The following is a 21,515-nucleotide window of genomic DNA, read 5'->3' as shown; positions in this document are numbered from 1 at the left end:
CCATAACAATAAAACTGCCGTAAATCGCAATCGAAGGCTTGTTTACGCGAGTGTGTAAGCAGTCTTTACGATAGTGTAGAACTCGGCGGCATATTTGCCCTGCTCGCGCGGACCGTAGCTCGATCCCTTGCGTCCACCAAAGGGCACGTGGAAATCGACACCCGCTGTTGGCAGGTTTACCATGACCATTCCAGCCTCGGCATTCCGCTTGAAATGCGTTGCGTATTTCAGACTGGTCGTGGCAATGCCCGAGGAAAGACCGAACGGCGTGTCGTTGGCCGTATGTAGCGCCTCCTCGTAGTCCTTGACACGGATCACACTAGCCACAGGCCCGAATATCTCCTCGCGTGAAATGCGCATCTGGTTGGTAGCTTCGGTAAAAAGCGCCGGCTGCAAGTAGAAACCGGGACTATCGCGGGTCAACCGCTCACCACCAAAAGCGAGCCTTGCACCCTCTTTCTGACCAATGGCGATATAGTCTTCATCCTGCTTGAGCTGACTCGCATCGACAACAGGGCCAATATGCGTTCCCGCCTTCAAGGCATCGTCGACCACAACGCTCTTCAGGCGTTCGGTCATCGCTCCAACGAACCGGTCATGGATCCCCTCGGTGACAATGATACGCGACGAGGCCGTGCACCGTTGGCCTGTCGAGAAGAAGCCGCTGTTGACCGCCGCTTCCACAGCAACAGTCAAATCGGCATCATCCAGAACCACAAACGGATTCTTGCCACCCATTTCCAGTTGGAACTTGCGCATGTGCTCCACTGACGCCGCAGCAACCCGCTTGCCCGTACCCACCGATCCGGTGAACGTAATGGCGTTGACGTCCGCGCTATCGAGAATCGTCTGACCAACGACCGAACCTTTGCCCATCACGAGGTTGAGAACGCCCTTCGGCAGTCCGGCACGATGCAGGATATCGACGATTGCCCAGGAACAACCCGGCACAAGTTCGGCCGGCTTGAAAACCACCGTGTTGCCGTAAGCGAGTGCCGGAGCGATCTTCCAGGCCGGGATGGCAATCGGAAAATTCCAAGGGGTGATGATGCCGACTACACCGACCGGCTCGCGTGTTATTTCAACGCCGATGTTGGGGCGGGCGCTCGGAAGCACTTCACCGGCTAGCCGCAGGACCTCCCCCGCAAAAAAATCGAATATTTGTGCGGCGCGGAGCGTCTCGCCGATGCCCTCGGGCAACGTTTTGCCTTCCTCGCGTGACAACAATCTCCCAAGCTCATCCTTGCGCGCCGTAATCTCGTCAGCTGTCTTGCGGAGAATGGCATGGCGTTCGAGGATGCCGGAGCGCGACCACGCGGGGAAAGCCGCCTTTGCAGCTGCGATTGCGCTCTGAGTATCTTCAGCGGTGGCGCGTGCGTATTGACCAACAACGTCATTGGTGTTCGACGGATTGATATTGGGAATGGCGTCGCCACCGGCCCATTCGCCGTTGATCAGATTCTGGTGCAATGTCATGATTTTTCTCTCGCTCTGTTTGGCCGAACCAATACCATAGGACTAGAGTGATTCAACGCGAAATTCCCGCCTCTCGCTTTTTTGATATCCGCAAACAAGCTCGAACGGATCGAATTTGCGGATAAACTGATGCTGATCGATCGAACTTCAAGGAAAGAATATAATGTCCTATCCGCTGTTTAACCTCGAAGGACGACTGGCTCTCATCACGGGATCCAGCCAGGGTATCGGTTTTGCAATCGCCAAAGGATTGGCGGCCCATGGGGCTGCGGTGGTGATCAATGGCCGGGACGGGGCAAAAGTGGACGCAGCGGTCGCTGAGCTAAGAGGGGATGGCTACACCGTCCATGGTTCTGACTTCGACGTCACTGATCTGCAAGCGGTCAAGGCGGGTGTCGACAAGATCGAGGCCGAAATCGGTGCGCTTGATATTCTTGTCAACAATGCGGGGATGCAATTCAGAGCACCGCTCGAAGACTTTCCTGAGGACAAGTGGCAGCTATTGCTGCAGACCAATATCTCAAGCGTCTTTTATGCGGGCCAAAGCGTGGCAAAGCACATGATCAAACGCGGACGAGGCAAGATCATCAACATTGCTTCGGTACAAAGCGAACTCGCCCGTCCCTCCATCGCTCCCTATACCGCAACGAAGGGCGCAGTCCGCAATCTCACCCGTGGCATGTGCACTGACTGGGCAAAGTATGGTCTGCAAGTCAATGCGATCGCACCGGGCTATTTCAAGACGCCGCTCAATCAGGCGTTGGTCGACAATCCCGACTTTTCATCCTGGCTGGAGAAGCGCACGCCATCCGGACGTTGGGGTAATGTCGAGGAACTGATTGGTGCTGCCGTTTTTCTCGCCAGCAACGCTTCTTCGTTCGTCAATGGCCAGATTATCCATGTCGACGGCGGAATTACAGCGTCGCTATGATCCGGCTTGTCGTCATGGGAGTCAGCGGCTCCGGCAAATCCTCCGTCGGACGTGCCATAGCGGCCGCTCTGGAGTTGCCATTTGTCGAGGGTGATACGCTGCATCCTCCGGCCAATGTAGAGAAAATGGCATCGGGCATTCCGCTCACCGACGAAGACCGCTGGCCGTGGCTAGACAAGATCGGCGCGGAATTGGCGAAGGCCCAAAAAGGTGTCGTTGTTTCGTGTTCAGCCCTGAAAAAATCTTACCGAGACCGGTTAAGGCAGGAAGCGGGCGGGCCACTCGGCTTCATCTTTCTCGATGGAAGTTTAGAGGTCTTGCGTGATCATATGAGCAAGCGAACGGGGCACTTCATGCCCCTGTCCATGCTTGACAGCCAACTCGCAACGCTCGAACGACCAACGGGAGAGCCATTTGTGTTGCGACAAAATGTTGAGTATCGAGTCGATGAGATCGCAGCAGCAAGCGTCGAATGGGTAAAAGCGTACCGTTGGTAGAAATCAACCGCGCGGATCAGTGCGTGAAAAGCCTTCACCGAATTCCCGGCTGCCCGGGACATAAGGCCGACCCACGCGGTTGCACCAGTTCTCCCAACCGCGCTCGAACGTGTAGCCTGCTCTTCCGCGTTTGATTGCAGCAATCTCGCCCTCGGAGAGATAATCCACATCCCCCATGGCCATCGCCTTCATCTGCATGTCCGCGTTGAGTTCCATGTAAACGGAGGTGAACACAACCTCGCGAATGGAACGGGCAGCCACGGTGCTGCCGTGCCCCCTCATCAGCGTCACGGTCCGATCGCCGAGACAGGCCGCAAGATCGCGCCCCATTGCCAGATCAGTCACCAGAAGATTGGTGCAATCACCGAACTTGGTGCGAATATCCCATGTTGGAATCTCATCGCCAATGGGCGCGCACATATGCATGAGCGGACGAAGCTTTTTGCTCGTCACCGTAAAGGGAATGACGCTGGGACTGTGGTTATGAACAACGGCATTTATCTCCGGCCGTGCTTCATAGATGCCCGCATGAATAAAGCGCTCGGAGTATGGTTTGCCGGGTTCGGCCCCAACGCTTACTCCTTCAAGTGTGAACTCCATGATGTCCGCAGCTTCGATGATTGCAGGCGCTCGCGCTCGCGACAGAAAAAAGCGATCGGGATTATCAGGATTCCGGATGCTCACATGACCAAACGAATCCAATACATTCTCATTTGCGAGAATATGGTTCGCTGTGACCAGTTCCTCGATAAGGGCGTGCCGATCCATGATCTTTCCTTCTTCCATGCTGTGGGCGGGCGGCTTAGCGCTTCCAGGGGACGAGACGTTTTTCGATCTCGTTGAGCACCAATGTCAAAACGAAACCGATGATCGCGATCACGAAGAGACCTACATACATTTGTTCGACGGAGAACGTTTCCCAGGCTGCCCAGATCATGTAGCCGAGGCCGCTTTTTGCACCCATCATCTCTGCGATTGCAATCAGGACCAAACCCATGCCAACGCCGAGCTTTATCCCGGTCATGATCACAGGCAGCGCTCCTGGCAACGCGATTGTCCGAAACGTATCCCAACGGCCGGCTTTGAAATTGCGTCCGACATCCAGATAGATCTTGTTGATCTCGCGCACACCGGCCGTTGCATTGATCGCGACGGGAAAGAACACACCTACCGCTACCATGAAAATCTTGGAGCCCTCGCCCAACCCGAAGATCAGCAGTGCTAGCGGTAAAATGGAGCTTTTCGGAATTGGATAAGTGGCGGAAATCAAAGGATCGAACACAGCGCGTACGGGGCGGCTGAGCCCCATGATTATCCCGAGAATCAGCGCAGGTATGCCACCCACCAGAAAGCCGATGAACAACCGTTGCAGGCTGGCAGCGGTGTGCTGCCAAAGTTCACCGGTACTGCTCAGCGTGACAAGCGTCTCGAAGATGCTCGAAGGCGCTGGAAAGAAGCGCGTGTCGATCAATCCTGTGCGTGCAGCTATCTCCCATACTAGAAGGAGAAGAACCGGCGACGCTACGCTGATGACGCGATCACGAGTGTTTTCGCTGAGTTTCCAGGATCGGGTCGGGCGGGCGGTATCTGCTTCGATATGAGCGCTCATTTTAGCACTCCCTTTGCTTCATCGAGCTCGCGTGCCCGTTGAACTTCTTCACGCAGGCTCGACCAGATCTGATGCACCAGTTTGCCAAACTCGGGGTTCTGTTGAAGTTCCAGAACATCACGTGGACGCGCGAGCGACACCGGAACCACCGTTTTGACGCGTCCGGGTTGCGCGGTCATAACCATGATGCGGTCGCCAAGTTTCACCGCCTCGTCCACATCATGCGTGATGAAAAGAACGGTCTTTTTGTTCTCCTCCCAGATACGCAGCAATTCTTCCTGAAGCAGTAATTTGTTCTGCGCATCCAAAGCTGAAAATGGCTCGTCCATCAGCAATATCTCGGGATCATTGGCGAAAGCACGCGCAATCGAAACGCGCTGTTTCATGCCGCCGGAAAGTTGATGCGGATAGGCGTCCGCAAATTTCAACAACCCGGTCCGGTCCAGATAGTGGCCGACGACTTCCTTGATCTGGGCTTGCGGCGCCCGGCGCATCTTCAATCCGTATGCCGCGTTGTCCCACACCGTCATCCACGGAAAGATCGTATCGCCCTGGAACACCATGGAGTTGACTGGCCGCTGCGATCCCGCCTCGACACTTACATCGATGCTGCCGTCGGTTGGTGCTTCCAGACCCGCGAGGATGCGCAACAAAGTTGTCTTTCCGCAGCCCGATGGGCCGACGATCATAAAGAATTCTCCGCGAGCAATATCGATGGTGACATTGTCTACGGCCGTGAAGGATCCGAACCTTTTGCTCAGGCCCTTGATCCGGATTGCAGGCCGTTCTCGAGACTCCGTTGCAACATCGTCTCGTACAGTCGCTTTCTTGGCCAATGCTTGAATCATCCTTGTTCCTAACCTGGGTTCTTTTGCGCTGGTCCGAGTTCTTTGAGCGCCTCTTCGACGAATGAATTGTCGATGATCTTGTCAGGGGTAACGCCCCCTTTGATCAGGCCCTGATCTTTGAAGAACTGCCAATCCTTCTGGATGCTCTCGCTATTGACCCGGCCATCGATGTTCACCGCGGGAAGTTTGATACTCCGCAAGAGCTTTTCATCCTTCGTGCCGGAGTACTTTATGATCAAGGCGACGATCTCATCGGATCCCGGGCCATCGAGGCGCCCCTCAGGACCGAAGGCGTTTCGGAAATCACGAATTGCCCGGATATAGGCCTTGGCAAATCGCACTCCGACATCCTTGCGCGTGCTGGCAAAGTTTTCGCTGAACATGAGCTCACCGATTTGGGCGTTGGGATAATATTTGTCGGTCGAAGCCAGAAGGACGCCGAGATTCTGGTTCAGCATCGGAGTGAGATAAGGCTCGGTCGCAATCACGGCATCCACCGCCTTGCTTGCCAATGCGGCTGCTTGCTGCGGGAAAGGCAGATACACGACCTCCACGTCCTTGTAGGCCAGACCAGCACTCTTCATTGCTTCGTTGAGGATGGATTCTGTGCTGCTGCCGCGAGCGACAATCGCGATCTTCCTTCCCTTCAGATCAGCGATCGACTTGACCTCCGTGCCCGCAAGGTCTTTTCGCACGACGATGCCATGGAAGCCGAAACCAGGGGCGACCGATGTTCGGTCTGCGATAATCCGGATTGCTATGTCGCGCTCGATCGCATTAAACAGCCCTGCCGATACCGCCCCGCCGGCGACATCGATCTGCCCGGTGCCGAGCGGAGCGATAGCTTTGGCTGCCGAGTCGAAGAAAGTATAGGCGGGCTCGATGCCCTCCTCCTCGAAATATCCCTTGCCCTGCGCAACATTCAGAATGAATTCGCCGGTCGAGGCAACGGTCCCTACTTTGACGACGTCAGCAGCCCAGGCTGCGCCGGTCGACAAGAAAATCATCAGCAATGAGCAAACGATAGTGCGGTTAACTTTTTCAATCATTTTGAAACCTCCCATCCCCAATGTCGCGCGAACTCGATCTCAGTGAGCCGCCTTGTAGGGACCAAGTTCGCTGGCAGCCTCATTGACGAAGCTTAGATCGACCACTTGATCGACTTGCACGTTGCCGTTGATCTGTTTTTGCTCCTTGAAGAATGTCCAATCCTTCTTCAGGCTGTCGACATTGACGGACCCATTCGGATCCACGGCATGGGCCGTCATTTTCCGGATAACGGCAGGATCCTTGACGGTGGAATATTTCGCCATGATAGCAACAACGTCTTCACCGTTCTTGCCTGCAATTTTACCGTTGGCCAGCGCGTCGTTGTAGTAGCGAACGGCTTGGACATAAGCCTTCATAAAGCGCTTGGCGACGTCCGGTTTGCCCTCTGCGAAGGCCTGACCGTAAAGAATAACTGCAGTTTGAGCGTTCGGATAAAACGTATCATTGCTCGTCAATTGTACGGCGGTCCCAGCGGCCAGAATTGCCGATACGGTAGGCTCGGTTGTTATGCTCGCGTCGATAGCGCCGTTTTGATAGGCGACAAACTGTTGAGGAAAGCCCAGATAGACCTTGTCCACGTCGCCATATCCGAGCCCGGCACTTTTCAGTCCCTCGTTCAAAACGGATGCATCACTGCTGGCCTGCGCAACGGTTGCCACCTTGCGTCCCTTAAGGTCGGCGATGGTTTTAACAGACCCGTCGTCAACGAGTGCTTTGCGCACGAGGAACGATTGAAAGCCGAAACCGGGTGCATTGCGTGCCTTATCGGCGACTATCTTCAAACCGACGCCACGCTCGATGGCGTTGTAGAGACCCGAAGATGCCGCTCCGCCACCGACATCGAGTTGCCCCGCACCCAAAGGTGCGATCATCTTTGCCGCGGAATCGAAAGCCACAAAATTTGGAGTGATATCCTCTTCCTTGAAGAAGCCCTTGGCGTCAGCGATAAAGAGTGCAATGTCGCTGCTCGCATTCGTGAGGCCGATGGATACGCTGTCGGCTGCAAATGACTGCGCGGAATTGGTCATCAGTCCGCCGGCTAGTACCAGCGAATAGAAGATACGCATCCATGATCTCAACACCGGTCTCCTCCTGTCTGCAATTAACCTTCTGCCTCGCTACCAGCGAAGGCGGGCTATGGTTGTGGCCAGCTTAAAGACGCCGGTAGATGGCCACAAATAGAGTTTTTGGTAGGGTCGTATAAGTGAAACTTATATCTAACCCTTTAGACCGAACAGTACCTGAGAGTTGCGGAAGCAGATTTTCTCCATTTCCTCCTTATTGAGGTCTAGCGAATTGAGAATCCTCAACGTATCGCGGATATAGCCCGGACCTTTTTCGGGATCGAAAGGTGAATCCGAGGCGAACAGCACGCGGTCGCTTCCATAAAACTCCAAGCCACAAAGCGTCGCGGCCTTGGAACCGAAAACTGCGGTATCTGCGTAGAAGTCCTTGAAATAGTCGAGAGGACGTTTCTTCAGTCGCTTGAGCACCAGGGTAAGATCCTCATCGCTTGTCCGCTTACCAAGCTGGTCCCAACCGGGGCCAACACGGCCTTCAAAAAATGGCACCATGGCGCCCATATGGTGTGCTACGACTTTGAGTTCGGGCAGACGGTCCATGAAGCCGGAAAATACCAGACGAGCCATCGCCGCACTGGTCTCGTAAGGCCAGCCAAATGTCCACCATATCTCATATTTCGACTTGGTCTCTGTTGCATAGTCGGGCATCGAAGCGTTACGTGAAGGATGCAGCAAGACCGGTTTGCCGTGTTTCGCGCAGACTTCAAAAACCTGGAAGAAGCGTTCCTCGTCGAGCGGCGCGCCGTTGACGTTGGAATGTATCTGAATTCCGTTCGCGCCGAGTTCCGTAAACGAACGTTCTGCTTCGCGGGCCGCGGCCTCCGGAGTATCCATCGGCAATGCAGCGACAAAGCCTGCGAAGCGATCAGGATATTTGCTGACGAGTTCGGCTTGGCCGTCATTGCCAATCCGGGCCAGGTCCAATGCCGTCTGGCCATCACCCATCGCTTCCAGCGGTGGCATTCCGAGTGAAATGATCTGCGTATAATTTTCGAATTCGTCCATTACCCGGAAACGCGTATCGAGATCATATATGCACGGGACGCCTTGCATCCGCTTGCCGATGTCCTTACCGGCGCCCTCAAGGGACTGAATGCGCTCCCAAAGAGCTTTCGGGAAGAAATGATTGAACGCGTCGATGTATTGCATAGGAAACTCCTCGAGATGGTGGAGTCACACTAGAAACTCTGTTGTTTAGGGACTAATACCGTTTGCTTAAGCGTGTTATAAGTAACGCTTATAGCTCAGGAAACAGCATGAACCTTCGTCAGCTTCGGTATTTTATTACAGTCGCACGCCTTGGCAGTTTCACTGCGGCGGCACGAATTCTCAACGTGTCCCAACCTGCGCTCGGATACCAGTTAAAGCTCCTGGAGGACGAACTTGGGGTGATCTTGCTCCAACGGCACTCTCGTGGCGTGCGCACCACGGAAGCAGGGCGCACCCTGATTGAGACTGGAACCAAGGCATTGGAGGCCTTCGCGGAAGCAGAGCGCTCTGTCGCGCATTTTGGCGAACCCAACAGCAAGCGCATCTCATTGGGCGTTGCACCAACACCAGGCCGTGCTTTGCTGCCCGAACTGTTGCCGCTGGCTACAGGAGCCGGAGATGTGCTGCACATTGTTGTCCAGCAGGGAATGAGCGACGAGCTCATCGACGCCATGACCCGGGAGGAGCTGGATGCGGCGCTATGCTACGACCCGCCAGATCTGCCGCATATTCGCGTCGTTCCTCTCTATAAGGAATACCTCTATCTTGTCGGCTTGAACGGCGTGGCATCCAACACGGACAACACCGTGCCATTCGACAGGCTGTCGGAATTCCCATTGGTGCTCGACGGAAAGGTCAGACCGATCAGGCGGCTGATTGATGAGATCGCCACGAGCAGACAGACAAAGCTAGACCTGATCGAGGTGGAACCTGCCAATGTGAAACGCGAAATTATCATGCATCATGGCCGCAGCACCATCGTGCCATACGGCCTGTTTTTGGATGAGATACGTGAACAGCGCGTCACGGCGCGCCGCATCACGGATCCTCAACTGGAGCGCACCGTCGCGCTTGTCCTTCACCAATCATTGTCCGCGAACACCGCCCACTTGCTTGAAGCGCTGATCCGCCCGCTTGTTATGCGAATTGTTGAGGGCGGTGAACTCGGTTGGCGAAATCCAGACATTCCGCCAAGCTGAATCGCATACTATGAGAATATTCTGGACCCTAGGCCGTGGAGCCGTTAGACCCGATTCTTCTCCCCACGCTTTCGGCCTTGCCCAACATCCAGGAACAGTTCCTCCAAGGGGATCTCACGCTCGATCAAACCTTGCTGATGAGCATAGCCAATAGCGGTTTCGAGATTGTGCCGGTTGCGCTCGCCTAGGCCATAGGCCCAAGGGTCATCACCAAGTATGTCAATCTGTTCTTCCCAAGCCTCGCGATACCATGCCAGCGGTACAACACGCGGATTTTCCATTCTCTGCATGGCAAGGCGCTTGGCCTCGTTAAAGGCCTGAAACAGGTTGATAGGCACCCAAGGGTGGCGCTCGACAATTTCCGGTCGTATTCCCATGACATGCATGATCGGGAAAATACCGGTCCTTTTGTAATACTCGACCTCATCCTGCTTGTAGTCAGGAAAGAGGCGCCCTACCCGCGGATCCTTCTCGACGATGGCGTCTATCAGATCCGGATGAAGCAACGCATCGATCTCACCGTCGAGAAGCATGGTTTCGACTGATTTGTCATCTGGCAGGCGGCTCAACTTCAAGCCTGCGGGCGGTGTGAAATCCACATCCTCGTCGAGTTCAGCAAACCATTCGATCGATTGGTGCGGCACACCATATTCGCTTTCAAGAATGCCGCGCAGCCACAACGTTGCTGTGACCAGATAATTCTTGACCCCCACACGTCGGCCAATCAAGTCCTTCGGTTCGCGAATGCCGCTCTTGCTGTTGACGAAGATAAAGCCGTGCCTGAAACGGCGGTGGAGGAAGACCGGGATTGCATTGAACGGCAGATCGCGGCCGCGGGCCGTGACGTAAGATGAAAGCGAAACCTCTGCGACATCGAATTCGCCATTGCGAAGAAAGCGCCAGTGGCGCGTCGTCGAATCCATCTCGGTTAGTATCGTCAGTTCTATGCCGTCCGGCTTGACCTGACCTTCCCGCAAAGCCCTGACGATCTCATAGTCACCACATGCCAGGGTCAACTCAACCTTTTTTGTCACTCTTTATCCTCCGCAACTACGTTTGTACCACCCGCTCCAAGCAGGTGTCATCTATGAATCGGTTCAGCGACGGGCGGGTTGCGCGCCTCACAATTTAACATTTTGTCCCACATTACGAGATTTTTGTAAATTAACGATTGACGAGAAAATCCGCCTGACGATAAAAAGAATGGTGGAGCAGCCACGATGTCGTCCGCGGCTTACCGTTCAATTCACGTCGGGCGCGTACGCACGTTCCGGCGATAACATGAGTTACCTGACATGACAGATACAGATGTCCTTATCGTTGGTGCCGGCCCGGTCGGTCTTACCTTGGCCATCGATCTCGGCCAGCGCGGCGTCAAATGCACGCTTATCGAGCAAAAGGAAGCACCTCAGTTTCTGCCGAAAATGGAACGATGCAACGCGCGGACCATGGAAATTTTCCGCAGGATGGGCCTCTCGCGAAAGATACGAGCAGCAGGTCTGGACGCTGATGTACCCATGGATGTGTATGTCGTTCTCGCGATGAACAAACCCCCGCTGTTGCAGCTGCCTTATCCATCTGTCGCGGAGTCACTTGAGCAGATAGAGAAAAGTCCGGATGCCAGCCTACCGCTCGAAGCCTATCAGCTCATCTCACAATATACGCTCGAACCTCTGCTGAAATCCGTAGCCGAAACTCTCCCGTCAGTGACTGTGCGCTATGGATGCGAATTCGTATCCTGCGAGCAGGACGACGAGGGTGTGACGGCAAAAACTGTCGATTTGAGCGGCAACATCGAACAGATCCGCGCGAAATACCTCGTCGGCTGTGACGGTGGAGCCAGCCCGGTGCGCAAGCAGCTCGGAATCAAGCTGCGCGGAGAAGGCAATCTCCTGCACTTGCGGCAGGCGCTCTATTACAGCGAAGACCTGTATGATCGCATTCCAATCGCCGGCGGTCCAGGTAAAGGCCGGCACTATCACGTCGCCGATGGTCAAGCGACCTTCCTCATCATGCAGGATTCCACCAAGCATTGGACGTTGCATGCCGTTGTCGAACGCGACGAAGACATGGCGCAGCAGTTCGAAAAGGCGGTTGGCGCGCCGGTCAACTACGAAATGCTTTATGTCGGTCAGTGGAAACAAAACCTCCTGCTTGCGGATCGCTATGGTGCGGGAAGAATATTCCTCGCTGGCGACTCGGCTCATCTCGTCATTCCTACAGGCGGCCTTGGCATGAATACCGGTGTCGGCGATGCTGTCGATCTTGGTTGGAAACTCGCAGCGACCCTTCAAGGCTGGGGCGGTCCCAACCTGCTGCGTTCTTACGAAATCGAACGCCGACAAATCGGTGACCGAAACGTCGGCGCGTCGCGCTACGCATCGCAAGGACGCCGTAAATGGCGCTCGCAATATCGCCCGGACATTGCTGACGATACACCGGAAGGCCAGCACACACGGGATAACCTGACCCGCGTCGCCGATGTCGAACAGCGCAAGACCAATGAAATGATCGGGGCTGAGCTCGGATACCGCTATGTCGGTTCGCCCATCATATGCGATGAGCCCGGTGGGCCTGAGCATCTCTTCCGCGAGTACAACCCCACCACGTGGCCCGGAGCACGTTTGCCGCATATCTGGATTGCTGAAGGTGACGCAGTTCAGGATCGCATCGGCGGAGGCTATACATTGCTGCGGCTCGGCGGATCCTCGTTAGAAACAAGCGCCCTGCAGCACGAGTTCAAATCGCTCGGCGCACCGTTTGAAATCCTCGATATAACGGCCGGCAAAGCCCGTGATATCTATGGATACGATCTCATTCTGGTAAGGCCAGACATGCACATCGTATGGCGTGGCAATTGCCTACCGGAAGATATTGCAGGCTTGGCGGCCTTGGCGACGGGACATTGACATCAATTTGATGGTGTTGTGTTCCCTTTAGCCGCAGTCTAAATCTCGGCTGTTGGTGAGCCACAAGGCTGATTCCGCTGCATCAAGGAGACATCTTTGCAGAGTCACGAGCGTATGCTGGGAATTCTCGATCTCTTCGACAGCGACGAGAATTATGTGGCGCTGACTTTCGATGAAATACACGCTCGCGTCGGCTATACGCGCTCCACGCTCTATCGTTATCTGAAAGCGCTGACCGACGCCGGACTCCTGTCGTCCCTGCCCGGCCTTGGCTATGTACTCGGCTCGCGCATCATTGAACTCGACTACAAGATCAGGTCGGGCGATCCGCTGATCCGTGCAGCACGTCCGGTCATGGAAGAGCTTGCCGGCCGGTTTTCAGGCATTGCCCTGCTATGCCGGAAGTACCGCGAACATGTCCTGTGTATCCATCAGGAACGCGGCACTGAAACTTTGCAGAGTAATTACGATCGTGGACGCGTCCGCCCGCTGCTCCTTGGCGCTGCCTCGGTCGCGATCCTGGCCTATATTCCGGCATATCAGCTGGGCAGGCTATACAATCGAATTCCTGAGGAATTTGATGCGGCGGGTTTCGGAAAGTCGCTTGCTGAAGTCAAAGCAAATTTGAAAGTGCATCGCCAGCAGGGTTGGGTTGTCACGACGGGGGAAGTAACACCCGGAGTAGCGGGCATTGCGGCCCCCGTCTTCGATGGCGAGCATGACGTTCTCGGCAGTCTCAGTCTCACGGTGCGTGAGTCCCAGATGACCCCGGACAAGGTACAGCGGATAGCCGAACAAGTCGTGCTGTGCGCCCGTATAATTTCAAACGCTGTGGCGCAAAATTAGAAGGCAGTCGCCCTGTCGCGACGACTGCCTTTGCACCATCTTCAAGCTGCCAGAAGCGTGCACTTCTCGGGATCGATCGCGATATGGATCTGTTCCCCGACCAGCGTACGAACTGAAGGGTGGGCGCGCGCCAGAAGTTGTGTTTCATTCACATCGATCTTGAAATCCTGGCATTCGCCAAGAAATACCTTGGCTCTCACAGTACCGACAAACAGCGAGTTCGACGATGGTGCAGGGGCAGTGTCGGACAGATGCACATCCTCCGGCCGTATCGACAACGATACATTGGCGCCGATCGAAATACCGGGTTGCGCATTGACGTTGAGCTGGCCAATTCGAGTGTCTACGACCAGCCGGTCGTCCGCACCGCCGCGTACAGTACCCTCGACAAAATTCGTGGTGCCAATGAAATCGGCGACAAAGGTATTTGCCGGGCGCTCGTAGATATCGCGCGGCGATCCGACCTGGACGATCTTGCCTTCGTTCATGACAGCGATTTCGTGGGAAAGCGCCAGTGCTTCGCTCTGATCATGGGTTACGTAGATCGTGGTTAGGCCAAGCTCGCGCTGCATCTTTTTCAACTCGAACCGCATCTTGTCGCGTAGCTTGGCGTCCAGATTTGACAGTGGCTCATCGAGCAGCAGCAATCTTGGTTCCATGACCAGCGCGCGTGCCAGTGCAAGTCGCTGCTGCTGGCCACCTGACAATCGGGTCGCCTCCCGCTGCTCAACATGGTCGAGGGATACAGCGGCCAAGACTTTCATGACCTTGTCGCGGATATCCTTGCCGGACAGGCGCTTTTTCTGCACCTGCAACGGAAAGGCTGCGTTTTGGAAAACCGTCATATGCGGCCAGATGGCATAGGATTGGAAGACCATTCCGAACTGCCGATGGTTTGGCGCTACGAAGATATTGCCGGCCGAAGAATAGACCACCGTATCGTGGGCTTTGATGACGCCCTTTGAAGGACGCTCCAGCCCCGCGATTGACCGCAAGGTCGTGGTCTTGCCGCAACCGCTCGGTCCAAGCAGAGTAAAGAGCCGCCCAGTTGGAACAGAGAAATTTATATTGCTGGCAGCGAGAACCGGCTTGGCGCCCGGCGCCTGATAGGTCGTACTGAGATTTTCGACTGATAACATGGTTTCCTCCCAATTATATCAAGCGTCCTTGACGCCGAAGCGCTTCGACAGCGTCTGCACGACCATCAGGAAGCAAAAGAGCGCAGTAATCATCATGACGCCGAAGGCTGAAAGCTCGATGTACTGGCCGTTCTGCCAGAACTCCCAGATCATGATCGAGATGACTTCATTGCCTGGGCTGTAGAGCAGGATCGAGCTGGATAACTCGCGTACCGACACGACAATAATATAGATCCAGCCCGCCATTAGGCCGGGCTTCAACAGCGGAAGAACGATCCGCCGGAAGATCGTGAACCAGGAAGCGCCGCTCATGGCCGCAGACTCCTCCAGTTCCTTATGAATCTGGATCATCGAAGTGCTGTTATAGCGCATTCCGTAAGGCAGGAACTTGATCACGTAGGCCATCAGCATGATCCAGAGCGTGCCATAGATGCCGATGTCGAAGTTGAGATAAAAGATCATCAGCGAAAGGCCGAGGACGATGCCGGGAAACACCAGCGGCAATGACGCCAGCATGTCGAGCACCCAGCGGCCGGGGATCTTTGTCTTGATGGTGATCCAGCAAATGACCGAGGTCAAAAGCATCACGACCGTAGCACCGCCGAGAGCGAGCTTCGCGCTGTTCCAGACGACACCGTAGAAGCCCGGATATGCCAGTACCTTGCCATAGGCGGCAAAGGAAAGATTATGCAACGCCGCCCATGATGGCGCCGCGTAATATTTTTGCAGCGAGGCCCACAGAAGCACCAGAAATGGCAGAGCAACGACAAAGATGCAGTAAAGAATGAAAATGCCGGCTGTAGCGTAACGCCAGCGGCCAATATCCGACACGCGTGGCCGAAACCCCTTGCCGGTGACGGTCGAAAACCTGGAACCCTGGCTGGGCAGTCGCGATTGATAATAGATGCCCAGCGACGTGATCAGCAGCAGCGCCATTGCATAGGCAGAAGCAAGACCGATGTCGCTTGGATAGCTATGAACTGCATCATAGATCGCGGAAGTATAAACGCGCAACCCGACAGGCAAACCAAGCAGTGCGGGCACTTCGAACGACTCGATGCCCCTGACGAATAGAATGAGAAACGCCGCAAGAATTGCCGGCCATGCGAGTTTGAGCGTAATCTTGAAAGCCACTTGTACGACGGAAGCACCGCTCATCAAGGCAGATTCTTCAAGCGACGGATCCATCGATCGGAAAGCCGCCGTGACCAGAAGAAAGGCGATCGGCGCATAATGCAGGCCATCAACCCATATCATGCCCGTCAGCGAATAGATGTTGAACGGCAGTGTCGTCAGGCCAAACCAATCCCTGAATATCTGATTGAAAATGCCGATCTGCGGGCTTGCGAGCATAATCCAGGAAACGGTGAACAGAATGCCGGGGATGATCAATGGAACGATGGACATTGCGAAGAACAAGGATTTGAAGGGCGTGTTGGTCCGCTCATTGACCCAAGCAAAAAATGTCCCCAGTACGAGCGCGAATGCAGCCGTCCCGAATGCGAACTTCAAAGAGTTGAACATAAGTCCGAGTGAATCGGTGGAGCCGAATGCCGTGGCATAATTCTCAAGCGTAAAAACGGCAGGAACCTGCGCAGTCGACGTCGATGCGAAGCTCTGCCAGATCAAGAAACCAAGTGGAATGAGCGCGAGCCACGCAATGACAACAATACATAATCCGATGATCACCCATTTCATATCGAATGAACGGCCCCAGCCTTGGCCAAGCGAGGTATGAACGGTGCTACCGTCCGGTGTCGTTACTGCCATTGGTTCCTCCCTTTTATGCGGTCGCTTGGCACGACTCGTCTTTTTACGATCTAGATCAAATCACGAAAGCCTCAAGCGTTTCAGGTGCGAACAATTCCTCTGCCTTTAATTGACGCCGCGAAAGGCCCTGTTCGTATGAATATCTGAGGAAGACGTCCAAGGTCTTCTTGTTCTTTTCGAAGCCATTGGGCCAGAAATCTGCACCCATCTCGCTCTCGGTCTCTTCGTAGTGAGCAACGGCCCAAGGTAACATTGTCTTTAGCGCCGCCGTTTCCTGAAGATCGCGATAGGTCTTTTGTTGAGATGCATTGAGCGCTTTGAAGATGGATTGGGCAACCCAGCGGTTCTTCTCATATACCTCACGTCGGATCACAAAGGTGTGCATGATCGGGAAAATTCCGGTACGGGAAAAGTACTCGCGTTCGACACTGACATAATTGTCGAAGAGACGCTTCACGGTTCCGTTTTTCCCCTCAAAGGTTGAGGGCTTCCGAGCCGTATAAAGTGCATCGATCTCACCGTCTCGAAGCATGGCTGCAAGAGTCTGCTCCGGGCCGATCGGTTCGACCTTGATATTATCCGGCAGCGAGAGTTTCAGCTTTTCACTGCGATTGGGCGATTCTTCGCCGCCCGTCCGATAGGTGACGCTATCCACCGGCACGCCGAATTCGTCAGAGAGTATGCCGCGGATCCAGGCTGGCGCCGTCATCTGATATTCCGGGCAGCCTACACGTTTGCCGATGAGATCCTTCGGTTCGCGAATACCAGAATTGGCGTTGACGTAGATCGATGAGTGCCGGAAAAATCGCGACGGAAAGAATGGGATGGCAATAAACGGCCGCTCTTCCTTGAACAGCGAAACCACGTAGGAAGAAAGTGACATCTCGGCGACATCGAACTCCTTGTAACGGAGCATGCGAAAGAAGGTCTCTTCGACGGGAAGGCTAAGGCAAGTCAGATCGATTCCATCGGGACGGATCGACCCGTCCATCACGCTGCGTGTACGATCGTAATCCCAACAGCCCATCGTCAAACGCAGATTGCTCATGCCAGTTCCTACCGTGTTTCCTGTTGTTCATGCCGGCATCCCAACCGGTCCGCTTTTTAGCTGGCGTAGATCAACACACTCTCTCTATCCAAGAGTATTTTCATGGGAGAGCTCGCAGCTTTTTGATGTTCAAGCTGCCGTCGGTCGCGTGTACAGTTAGGAAGACTGGCAGGTAAATATTCGCCTTGAGCGAGACCGCCCTGAAAAATTCAGTCATAAAATTCAAGCTGCCGACTATCCAGTGGAGGAGCCGGTTGGTCAGCTTGCGGGGAAATTTGGAGGAGGAAAATTATGAATTTACAACGCCGCCTATTAATGCTCGCGGGTGCTGCAGCCTTCGCGCTTTCGGCATTTGTTGAGCCAGTCCTTGCAGCCGATAATGCGCTGCTCGTTTCCAAGGACGCCGGCCGCGAGGACAAACTCGTCGAAGCCGCAAAAGCAGAAGGCACGCTGACGCTTTATACCTCGATTGCGCAGAACGACCTGCAGCCACTGATTAGCCCCTTCGAGGAGAAATATGGAATCAAGGTCGTTCCCTGGCGTGCGAGCGGCGACACGGTGTTGCAACGGGTCATCCAGGAACAGAAGGCCGGCCGCAATACAGTTGATTCAGTCCACATCAGCGCGCCCGAAATGGAAGCATTACACCGTGAGGGTGTGTTCCAGCCAGTGGAATCTCCCTATTTTGCCGATCTGCTGCCGGGGACCGTACCTGAGCACAAGGAGTGGGTGAGCACGCTTTTGTCGGTGTTCGTGCAGGGCTACAACACCAACCTCGTCAAGAAGGAAGAACTTCCAAAAACCTATGAAGATCTTCTCGACCCGAAGTGGAAGGGCAAGCTCGGCTTTGAAGTGGAAGACATCGACTGGTTCACGACGGTCGTTCAGAACATGGGCGAAGAAAAGGGTCTGAAATATTTTCGCGATCTTGTCGCCGGAAATGGCTTGTCAATTCGCAAGGGTCACTCGCTGTTGAACACACTTGTCGCAGCGGGCGAAGTGCCGATAGGACTTACCCTCTATAATTATATGCCTGAACAGGCAAAGAAAGAGGGTGCTCCCATCGACTGGTTTGCGCTTGAACCCGCGATCGCACGTGCAAACGGAATTGGAGTCGTCAAGACTGCCCCTCACCCCAACGCTGCAGCACTCTTCGAAGAATATATGCTGACGGAAGCTCAGCCGATCCTGAAGCAATTGAACTACGTCCCTACCTCGACGAAAGTTGAATCACCTCTGAAAGGTATTGCGCTCAAGATTGCCAATCCGGTAGAGAAACTCGACAACTCAAAGAAGTGGGAACCGCTTTACCAGAAGATCGTCATCCGCGGAGAGTCAGATTGATGAGTTGGCCGCTTTCGACTATTCGGGAGCGGCCGAAGATTGGCTAGCCGTGCCGCAACGGCCAATAACTGTGGCGTGCGGCCCGATGCGATCGGCAAGTGTATCAACCAGCATGTCGATGAAATCGCGTAGCGCACTTTCCTGCTGAATCGGCATACGATTTGGGGATTCAGCCAGATACAGCGTCCGGACCAACTCCGGTCCTTCGATGGTGTGTGCCTCGATCACACCCCTTGCGATTTCCTCGGCAGCCACGCCATATGGAACGATACTCGTCGCGACGCCCCGTTCAACCAGCGTTTTTATCGTCTCAAGCGACTGAATGGTGAAGCGCACATTGACGGGTAGCGTTGATACCTTCGCTGCCCTGTGAACGGCTCGCCAAATATTGTCACGGTCGCTCGGAAGCGCCAAATTCGAAGCCACAGCGTCTCTGAACTGCACTCCTCCTCGTGGGAAAGCGCTGCCGGGCGCAGTGATGAAAAACAGATCTTCCTTCATCAAAGCCGTCCGCATCGAGGTGATGCTTTCGGTGACGTCGTAGGCCAAAGCCAGATCGATCTCGTCCCGAAGCAGGAGATCGACAAGTACGAAGCTCAGTTCCTCGACAAGTCTTACCGATACGCCCGGGAGTTCAGACATGGCGGAGACGAGGAAATCAGCTCCGACAAGCCGCATGATGCTAGGTGTGACGCCAATAGAAATACTTTCGAGGGCGGACGTGCGAAACGCGGACACGTCCCTTTTGGCTTCTTCCACCAAGCGCATGATTGCGACGCCGCGATCGAACAGCAGGCGACCCGCTTCGGTCGTGGTTATCCCACGTGAATGGCGTACGAGAAGTTCAACGCCGAGCATGGCTTCGAGATTTCGAATCTGCAGACCAAGCGAGGTTTGCGAGACATTCAGGCGTTCAGCAGCTTTCGTCATATTGCCGGTTTCAACCGACTTGATGAAATTACTAAGCTGTTTCAGATTGATAGCGTCACCTCATTCTAGTTCTAAGCCGCCAAGCCGCGCTTTGCCCTTCGCGCGAGATAGTCGAAATTCACTATATACTGCTCTTGCCGGTCCAGAGTGCGGCACAATCTCTCGACATCGTCTTTGTCGAATTCTACGAGATCTCCTCCCAGAGACTGCAAAATGACCTGATCTTCACAGGCGTTCTCAAGCATTATCGTACGAACCACGGCTTCTTCAATAGAATTTCCGGCCACTGCGACGCCATGGCCCCGCATCAGCACCGCCTTGTAGTTCCCCAAGGCCTCGGCGACACCCCGGCCGGTCTCCTGGCTCCGTATCAAATTTATCGTGTCTTCATAATAGCCGACGCCGTCAAAGCTCGCACTTGGCTGCGAGCACGCCCGCCACGGTCTGCGCGTCGAGGATAAGGCAACGGCATATTTAGGATGTGCGTGAACGACCGAATTGAGATCGGGCCGGATTTTGAATATCTCCGAATGGATAAATACTTCGCTATGCCGCTTCCCGCCGCCGCCGATTCTCTCACCCTCCAGATTGCAGATAACGATGTTCTCCATCGTTATTTCCTCAAACCCCAAGCTATGAGGCTTCATGAAGAATATCGAAGGATCCGCTGGATCGCGCATCGAAACATGGCCACGTGTAAAATCGCCGAGGTTGTGCGCGTCAAGGATGAGGCCTGCCTCGATCAATCGTTGCTTCAGGTGGTCCACCATTTAATATGCTCCGTTCAAGTTGTGTACGAATTCCGGGCCGTTAGCCGGTTGCCAGCAGCAGGCATGTTGTGCAACTGATCGAGAACCTGTTAAAGGGCCAGGGTCAGCCGCGACGTCTTGGAGCCGGAGCAACAAATCATCATGCCGCCTTCAGCTTTTTCCTCATCCGAGAGAAACATGTCGCGATGATCGGGCTCGCCCTCGACTACCTGCACTTGGCAAGCACCGCAGATGCCTTGCTCGCACGAAAAATCCACATCCAGCCCGGCATCGCGCAGGACCTCAAGGATCGATTTACCCTCAGGAATCGAAAATTCCCGACCGGATTTCTCGAGCATGACGACAAAGCCCCCCCGCGTGAGACTTCTTCGACAGGAGCAAACCGCTCCAGATGAACATGGCCGGGATCAAGGTCTCTGGTATTCGCCTCAAAAACATCCAGCATAGGCGCCGGGCCGCAACAATAGAGATGCGAATCGGCAGGTGCGTGATCGATGATAGCGCCAAGATCAAGAAAGCTCCCTGCTTCGGCATCGATGTGGATCCGGGCCCCGGACAGTTTTTCTATGCTCTTTAGAAAAGCAACGTCGCGACGGTCCCGGCAAGCATAGTGCAATTCAAAACTGCGACCGAGTTCCTTCAGTCGCTCTGCCATGTACCAGATGGGGGTGATACCGATGCCCCCGGCGATGAGAACGGTATGATCAGCGGTTTCCACCAACGGAAAATTATTGCGTGGCACGCCGACAGTTAGCACCGATCCCACCTTGATCTTATCATGAAGGCAAGCTGAGCCACCACGGCCGGCGGCATCCCGCTTGACTCCGATTGTATAGCGATTGTCTTTACCCGAATGGACGAGCGAATAGGGACGGATCATGCCATTCGGCAAATGGATGTCGATATGCGCTCCGGGTCCGGCGGGAGGGATTGCCTCGCCGGCGATGGGCTCGAATTCATAGAGATTTGTCTCATGCGCCAGGTACTGAATCCCGGTCAGACGCATTGTGATCGTTTTGGTGGGAACGGCTTCCAAGTTTCTTCTCCCTTATCCCGACGGTGGTCCTCCCACCTTCC

The 21,515-nt window shown here is 54.8% G+C and carries 21 protein-coding genes; 6 read left to right on the top strand and 15 right to left on the bottom strand.

Going from position 1 to position 21,515, the window contains the following annotated elements:
- Positions 1-42: 42 nt before the first annotated feature.
- Complete coding sequence (locus tag N8E88_RS21725; RefSeq protein WP_262295457.1) at positions 43-1,476, bottom strand: aldehyde dehydrogenase family protein; 1,434 nt, start codon at positions 1,474-1,476, stop codon at positions 43-45.
- A gap of 163 nt (positions 1,477-1,639) precedes the next feature.
- Between N8E88_RS21725 and N8E88_RS21720 the strand changes: the two genes are divergently transcribed.
- Positions 1,640-2,407: an SDR family oxidoreductase gene (locus N8E88_RS21720; protein ID WP_262295456.1), complete on the top strand. Its 768-nt coding sequence runs from the start codon at positions 1,640-1,642 to the stop codon at positions 2,405-2,407.
- Positions 2,404-2,904 (top strand): gluconokinase, encoded by a 501-nt coding sequence (locus N8E88_RS21715; RefSeq protein WP_262295455.1) that lies wholly within the window; start codon positions 2,404-2,406, stop codon positions 2,902-2,904. Before N8E88_RS21720 ends, N8E88_RS21715 begins: the two co-directional genes overlap by 4 nt.
- Positions 2,905-2,907: 3 nt before the next feature.
- Here the strand turns inward: N8E88_RS21715 and N8E88_RS21710 are convergent, their stop codons facing one another.
- From N8E88_RS21710 to N8E88_RS21685, 6 genes are all read right to left on the bottom strand, one after another.
- On the bottom strand, positions 2,908-3,672 hold the full coding sequence (locus tag N8E88_RS21710) for a class II aldolase/adducin family protein (RefSeq protein WP_262295454.1): 765 nt from the start codon (positions 3,670-3,672) through the stop codon (positions 2,908-2,910).
- 34 nt (positions 3,673-3,706) lie between these two features.
- Positions 3,707-4,513 carry an ABC transporter permease gene (locus N8E88_RS21705; protein WP_262295453.1) on the bottom strand — a complete coding sequence of 269 codons (807 nt, stop codon included), beginning with the start codon at positions 4,511-4,513 and terminating at the stop codon, positions 3,707-3,709.
- A complete protein-coding gene (locus N8E88_RS21700) occupies positions 4,510-5,361 on the bottom strand; it encodes an ABC transporter ATP-binding protein (RefSeq protein ID WP_262295452.1) in 852 nt (283 codons plus the stop codon). The genes N8E88_RS21705 and N8E88_RS21700 overlap by 4 nt, the downstream gene beginning before the upstream one ends.
- Before the next feature lie 8 nt (positions 5,362-5,369).
- Complete coding sequence (locus tag N8E88_RS21695; RefSeq protein WP_262295451.1) at positions 5,370-6,410, bottom strand: ABC transporter substrate-binding protein; 1,041 nt, start codon at positions 6,408-6,410, stop codon at positions 5,370-5,372.
- A gap of 39 nt (positions 6,411-6,449) precedes the next feature.
- Positions 6,450-7,493 (bottom strand): ABC transporter substrate-binding protein, encoded by a 1,044-nt coding sequence (locus N8E88_RS21690; RefSeq protein ID WP_262295450.1) that lies wholly within the window; start codon positions 7,491-7,493, stop codon positions 6,450-6,452.
- A 135-nt stretch (positions 7,494-7,628) separates the two neighbouring features.
- Complete coding sequence (locus N8E88_RS21685) at positions 7,629-8,642, bottom strand: amidohydrolase family protein (RefSeq protein ID WP_262295449.1); 1,014 nt, start codon at positions 8,640-8,642, stop codon at positions 7,629-7,631.
- A gap of 107 nt (positions 8,643-8,749) precedes the next feature.
- On the opposite strand from N8E88_RS21685, the gene N8E88_RS21680 reads away from it, so the two are divergent.
- The gene (locus N8E88_RS21680; protein WP_262295448.1) at positions 8,750-9,682 is read left to right on the top strand and encodes a LysR family transcriptional regulator; all 933 of its coding nucleotides are present in this window, start codon (positions 8,750-8,752) and stop codon (positions 9,680-9,682) included.
- 44 nt (positions 9,683-9,726) lie between these two features.
- Here N8E88_RS21680 and N8E88_RS21675 read toward each other — a convergent pair whose 3' ends face one another.
- Positions 9,727-10,716 carry an ABC transporter substrate-binding protein gene (locus N8E88_RS21675; protein WP_262295447.1) on the bottom strand — a complete coding sequence of 330 codons (990 nt, stop codon included), beginning with the start codon at positions 10,714-10,716 and terminating at the stop codon, positions 9,727-9,729.
- A gap of 261 nt (positions 10,717-10,977) precedes the next feature.
- Here N8E88_RS21675 and N8E88_RS21670 point away from each other — a divergent pair, with 261 nt between their 5' ends.
- Together N8E88_RS21670 and N8E88_RS21665 are read left to right on the top strand one after the other, a co-directional pair.
- Entirely contained in the window at positions 10,978-12,591 is a 1,614-nt protein-coding gene (locus tag N8E88_RS21670; protein ID WP_262295446.1) for an FAD-dependent monooxygenase, read from the top strand.
- Between the two features lie 96 nt (positions 12,592-12,687).
- A complete protein-coding gene (locus N8E88_RS21665; RefSeq protein WP_262295445.1) occupies positions 12,688-13,437 on the top strand; it encodes an IclR family transcriptional regulator in 750 nt (249 codons plus the stop codon).
- Positions 13,438-13,478: 41 nt separating this feature from the next.
- On the opposite strand, the gene N8E88_RS21660 is transcribed toward N8E88_RS21665, so the two are convergent.
- The 3 genes from N8E88_RS21660 to N8E88_RS21650 are packed head-to-tail and all read right to left on the bottom strand — an operon-like array spanning position 13,479 to position 17,394.
- The gene (locus tag N8E88_RS21660) at positions 13,479-14,576 is read right to left on the bottom strand and encodes an ABC transporter ATP-binding protein (RefSeq protein WP_262295444.1); all 1,098 of its coding nucleotides are present in this window, start codon (positions 14,574-14,576) and stop codon (positions 13,479-13,481) included.
- An 18-nt stretch (positions 14,577-14,594) separates the two neighbouring features.
- Positions 14,595-16,346 (bottom strand): ABC transporter permease, encoded by a 1,752-nt coding sequence (locus N8E88_RS21655; protein ID WP_262295443.1) that lies wholly within the window; start codon positions 16,344-16,346, stop codon positions 14,595-14,597.
- Between the two features lie 55 nt (positions 16,347-16,401).
- Positions 16,402-17,394, bottom strand: a complete 993-nt coding sequence (locus N8E88_RS21650) for an ABC transporter substrate-binding protein (protein ID WP_262295442.1) — start codon at positions 17,392-17,394, stop codon at positions 16,402-16,404.
- 291 nt (positions 17,395-17,685) lie between these two features.
- Here N8E88_RS21650 and N8E88_RS21645 point away from each other — a divergent pair, with 291 nt between their 5' ends.
- A complete protein-coding gene (locus N8E88_RS21645; RefSeq protein WP_262295441.1) occupies positions 17,686-18,738 on the top strand; it encodes an ABC transporter substrate-binding protein in 1,053 nt (350 codons plus the stop codon).
- An 18-nt stretch (positions 18,739-18,756) separates the two neighbouring features.
- Here N8E88_RS21645 and N8E88_RS21640 read toward each other — a convergent pair whose 3' ends face one another.
- The 4 genes from N8E88_RS21640 to N8E88_RS21630 all read right to left on the bottom strand — a co-directional run bounded on the left by N8E88_RS21640 (position 18,757) and on the right by N8E88_RS21630 (position 21,474).
- Positions 18,757-19,668: a LysR family transcriptional regulator gene (locus tag N8E88_RS21640; protein WP_262295440.1), complete on the bottom strand. Its 912-nt coding sequence runs from the start codon at positions 19,666-19,668 to the stop codon at positions 18,757-18,759.
- A gap of 71 nt (positions 19,669-19,739) precedes the next feature.
- Positions 19,740-20,438, bottom strand: coding sequence for a class II aldolase/adducin family protein (locus tag N8E88_RS21635; RefSeq protein ID WP_262295439.1), 699 nt, complete (start codon positions 20,436-20,438; stop codon positions 19,740-19,742).
- An 89-nt stretch (positions 20,439-20,527) separates the two neighbouring features.
- A complete protein-coding gene (locus N8E88_RS31895) occupies positions 20,528-20,716 on the bottom strand; it encodes a 2Fe-2S iron-sulfur cluster-binding protein (RefSeq protein ID WP_410010694.1) in 189 nt (62 codons plus the stop codon).
- Entirely contained in the window at positions 20,644-21,474 is an 831-nt protein-coding gene (locus N8E88_RS21630) for a ferredoxin reductase (protein ID WP_262295438.1), read from the bottom strand. Before N8E88_RS21630 ends, N8E88_RS31895 begins: the two co-directional genes overlap by 73 nt.
- Positions 21,475-21,515: the final 41 nt, after the last annotated feature.

Source organism: Phyllobacterium zundukense (assembly GCF_025452195.1).
Classification (GTDB): Bacteria; Pseudomonadota; Alphaproteobacteria; order Rhizobiales; family Rhizobiaceae; genus Phyllobacterium; species Phyllobacterium zundukense_A.
This window is presented reverse-complemented; position numbering and strand designations above follow the sequence as displayed.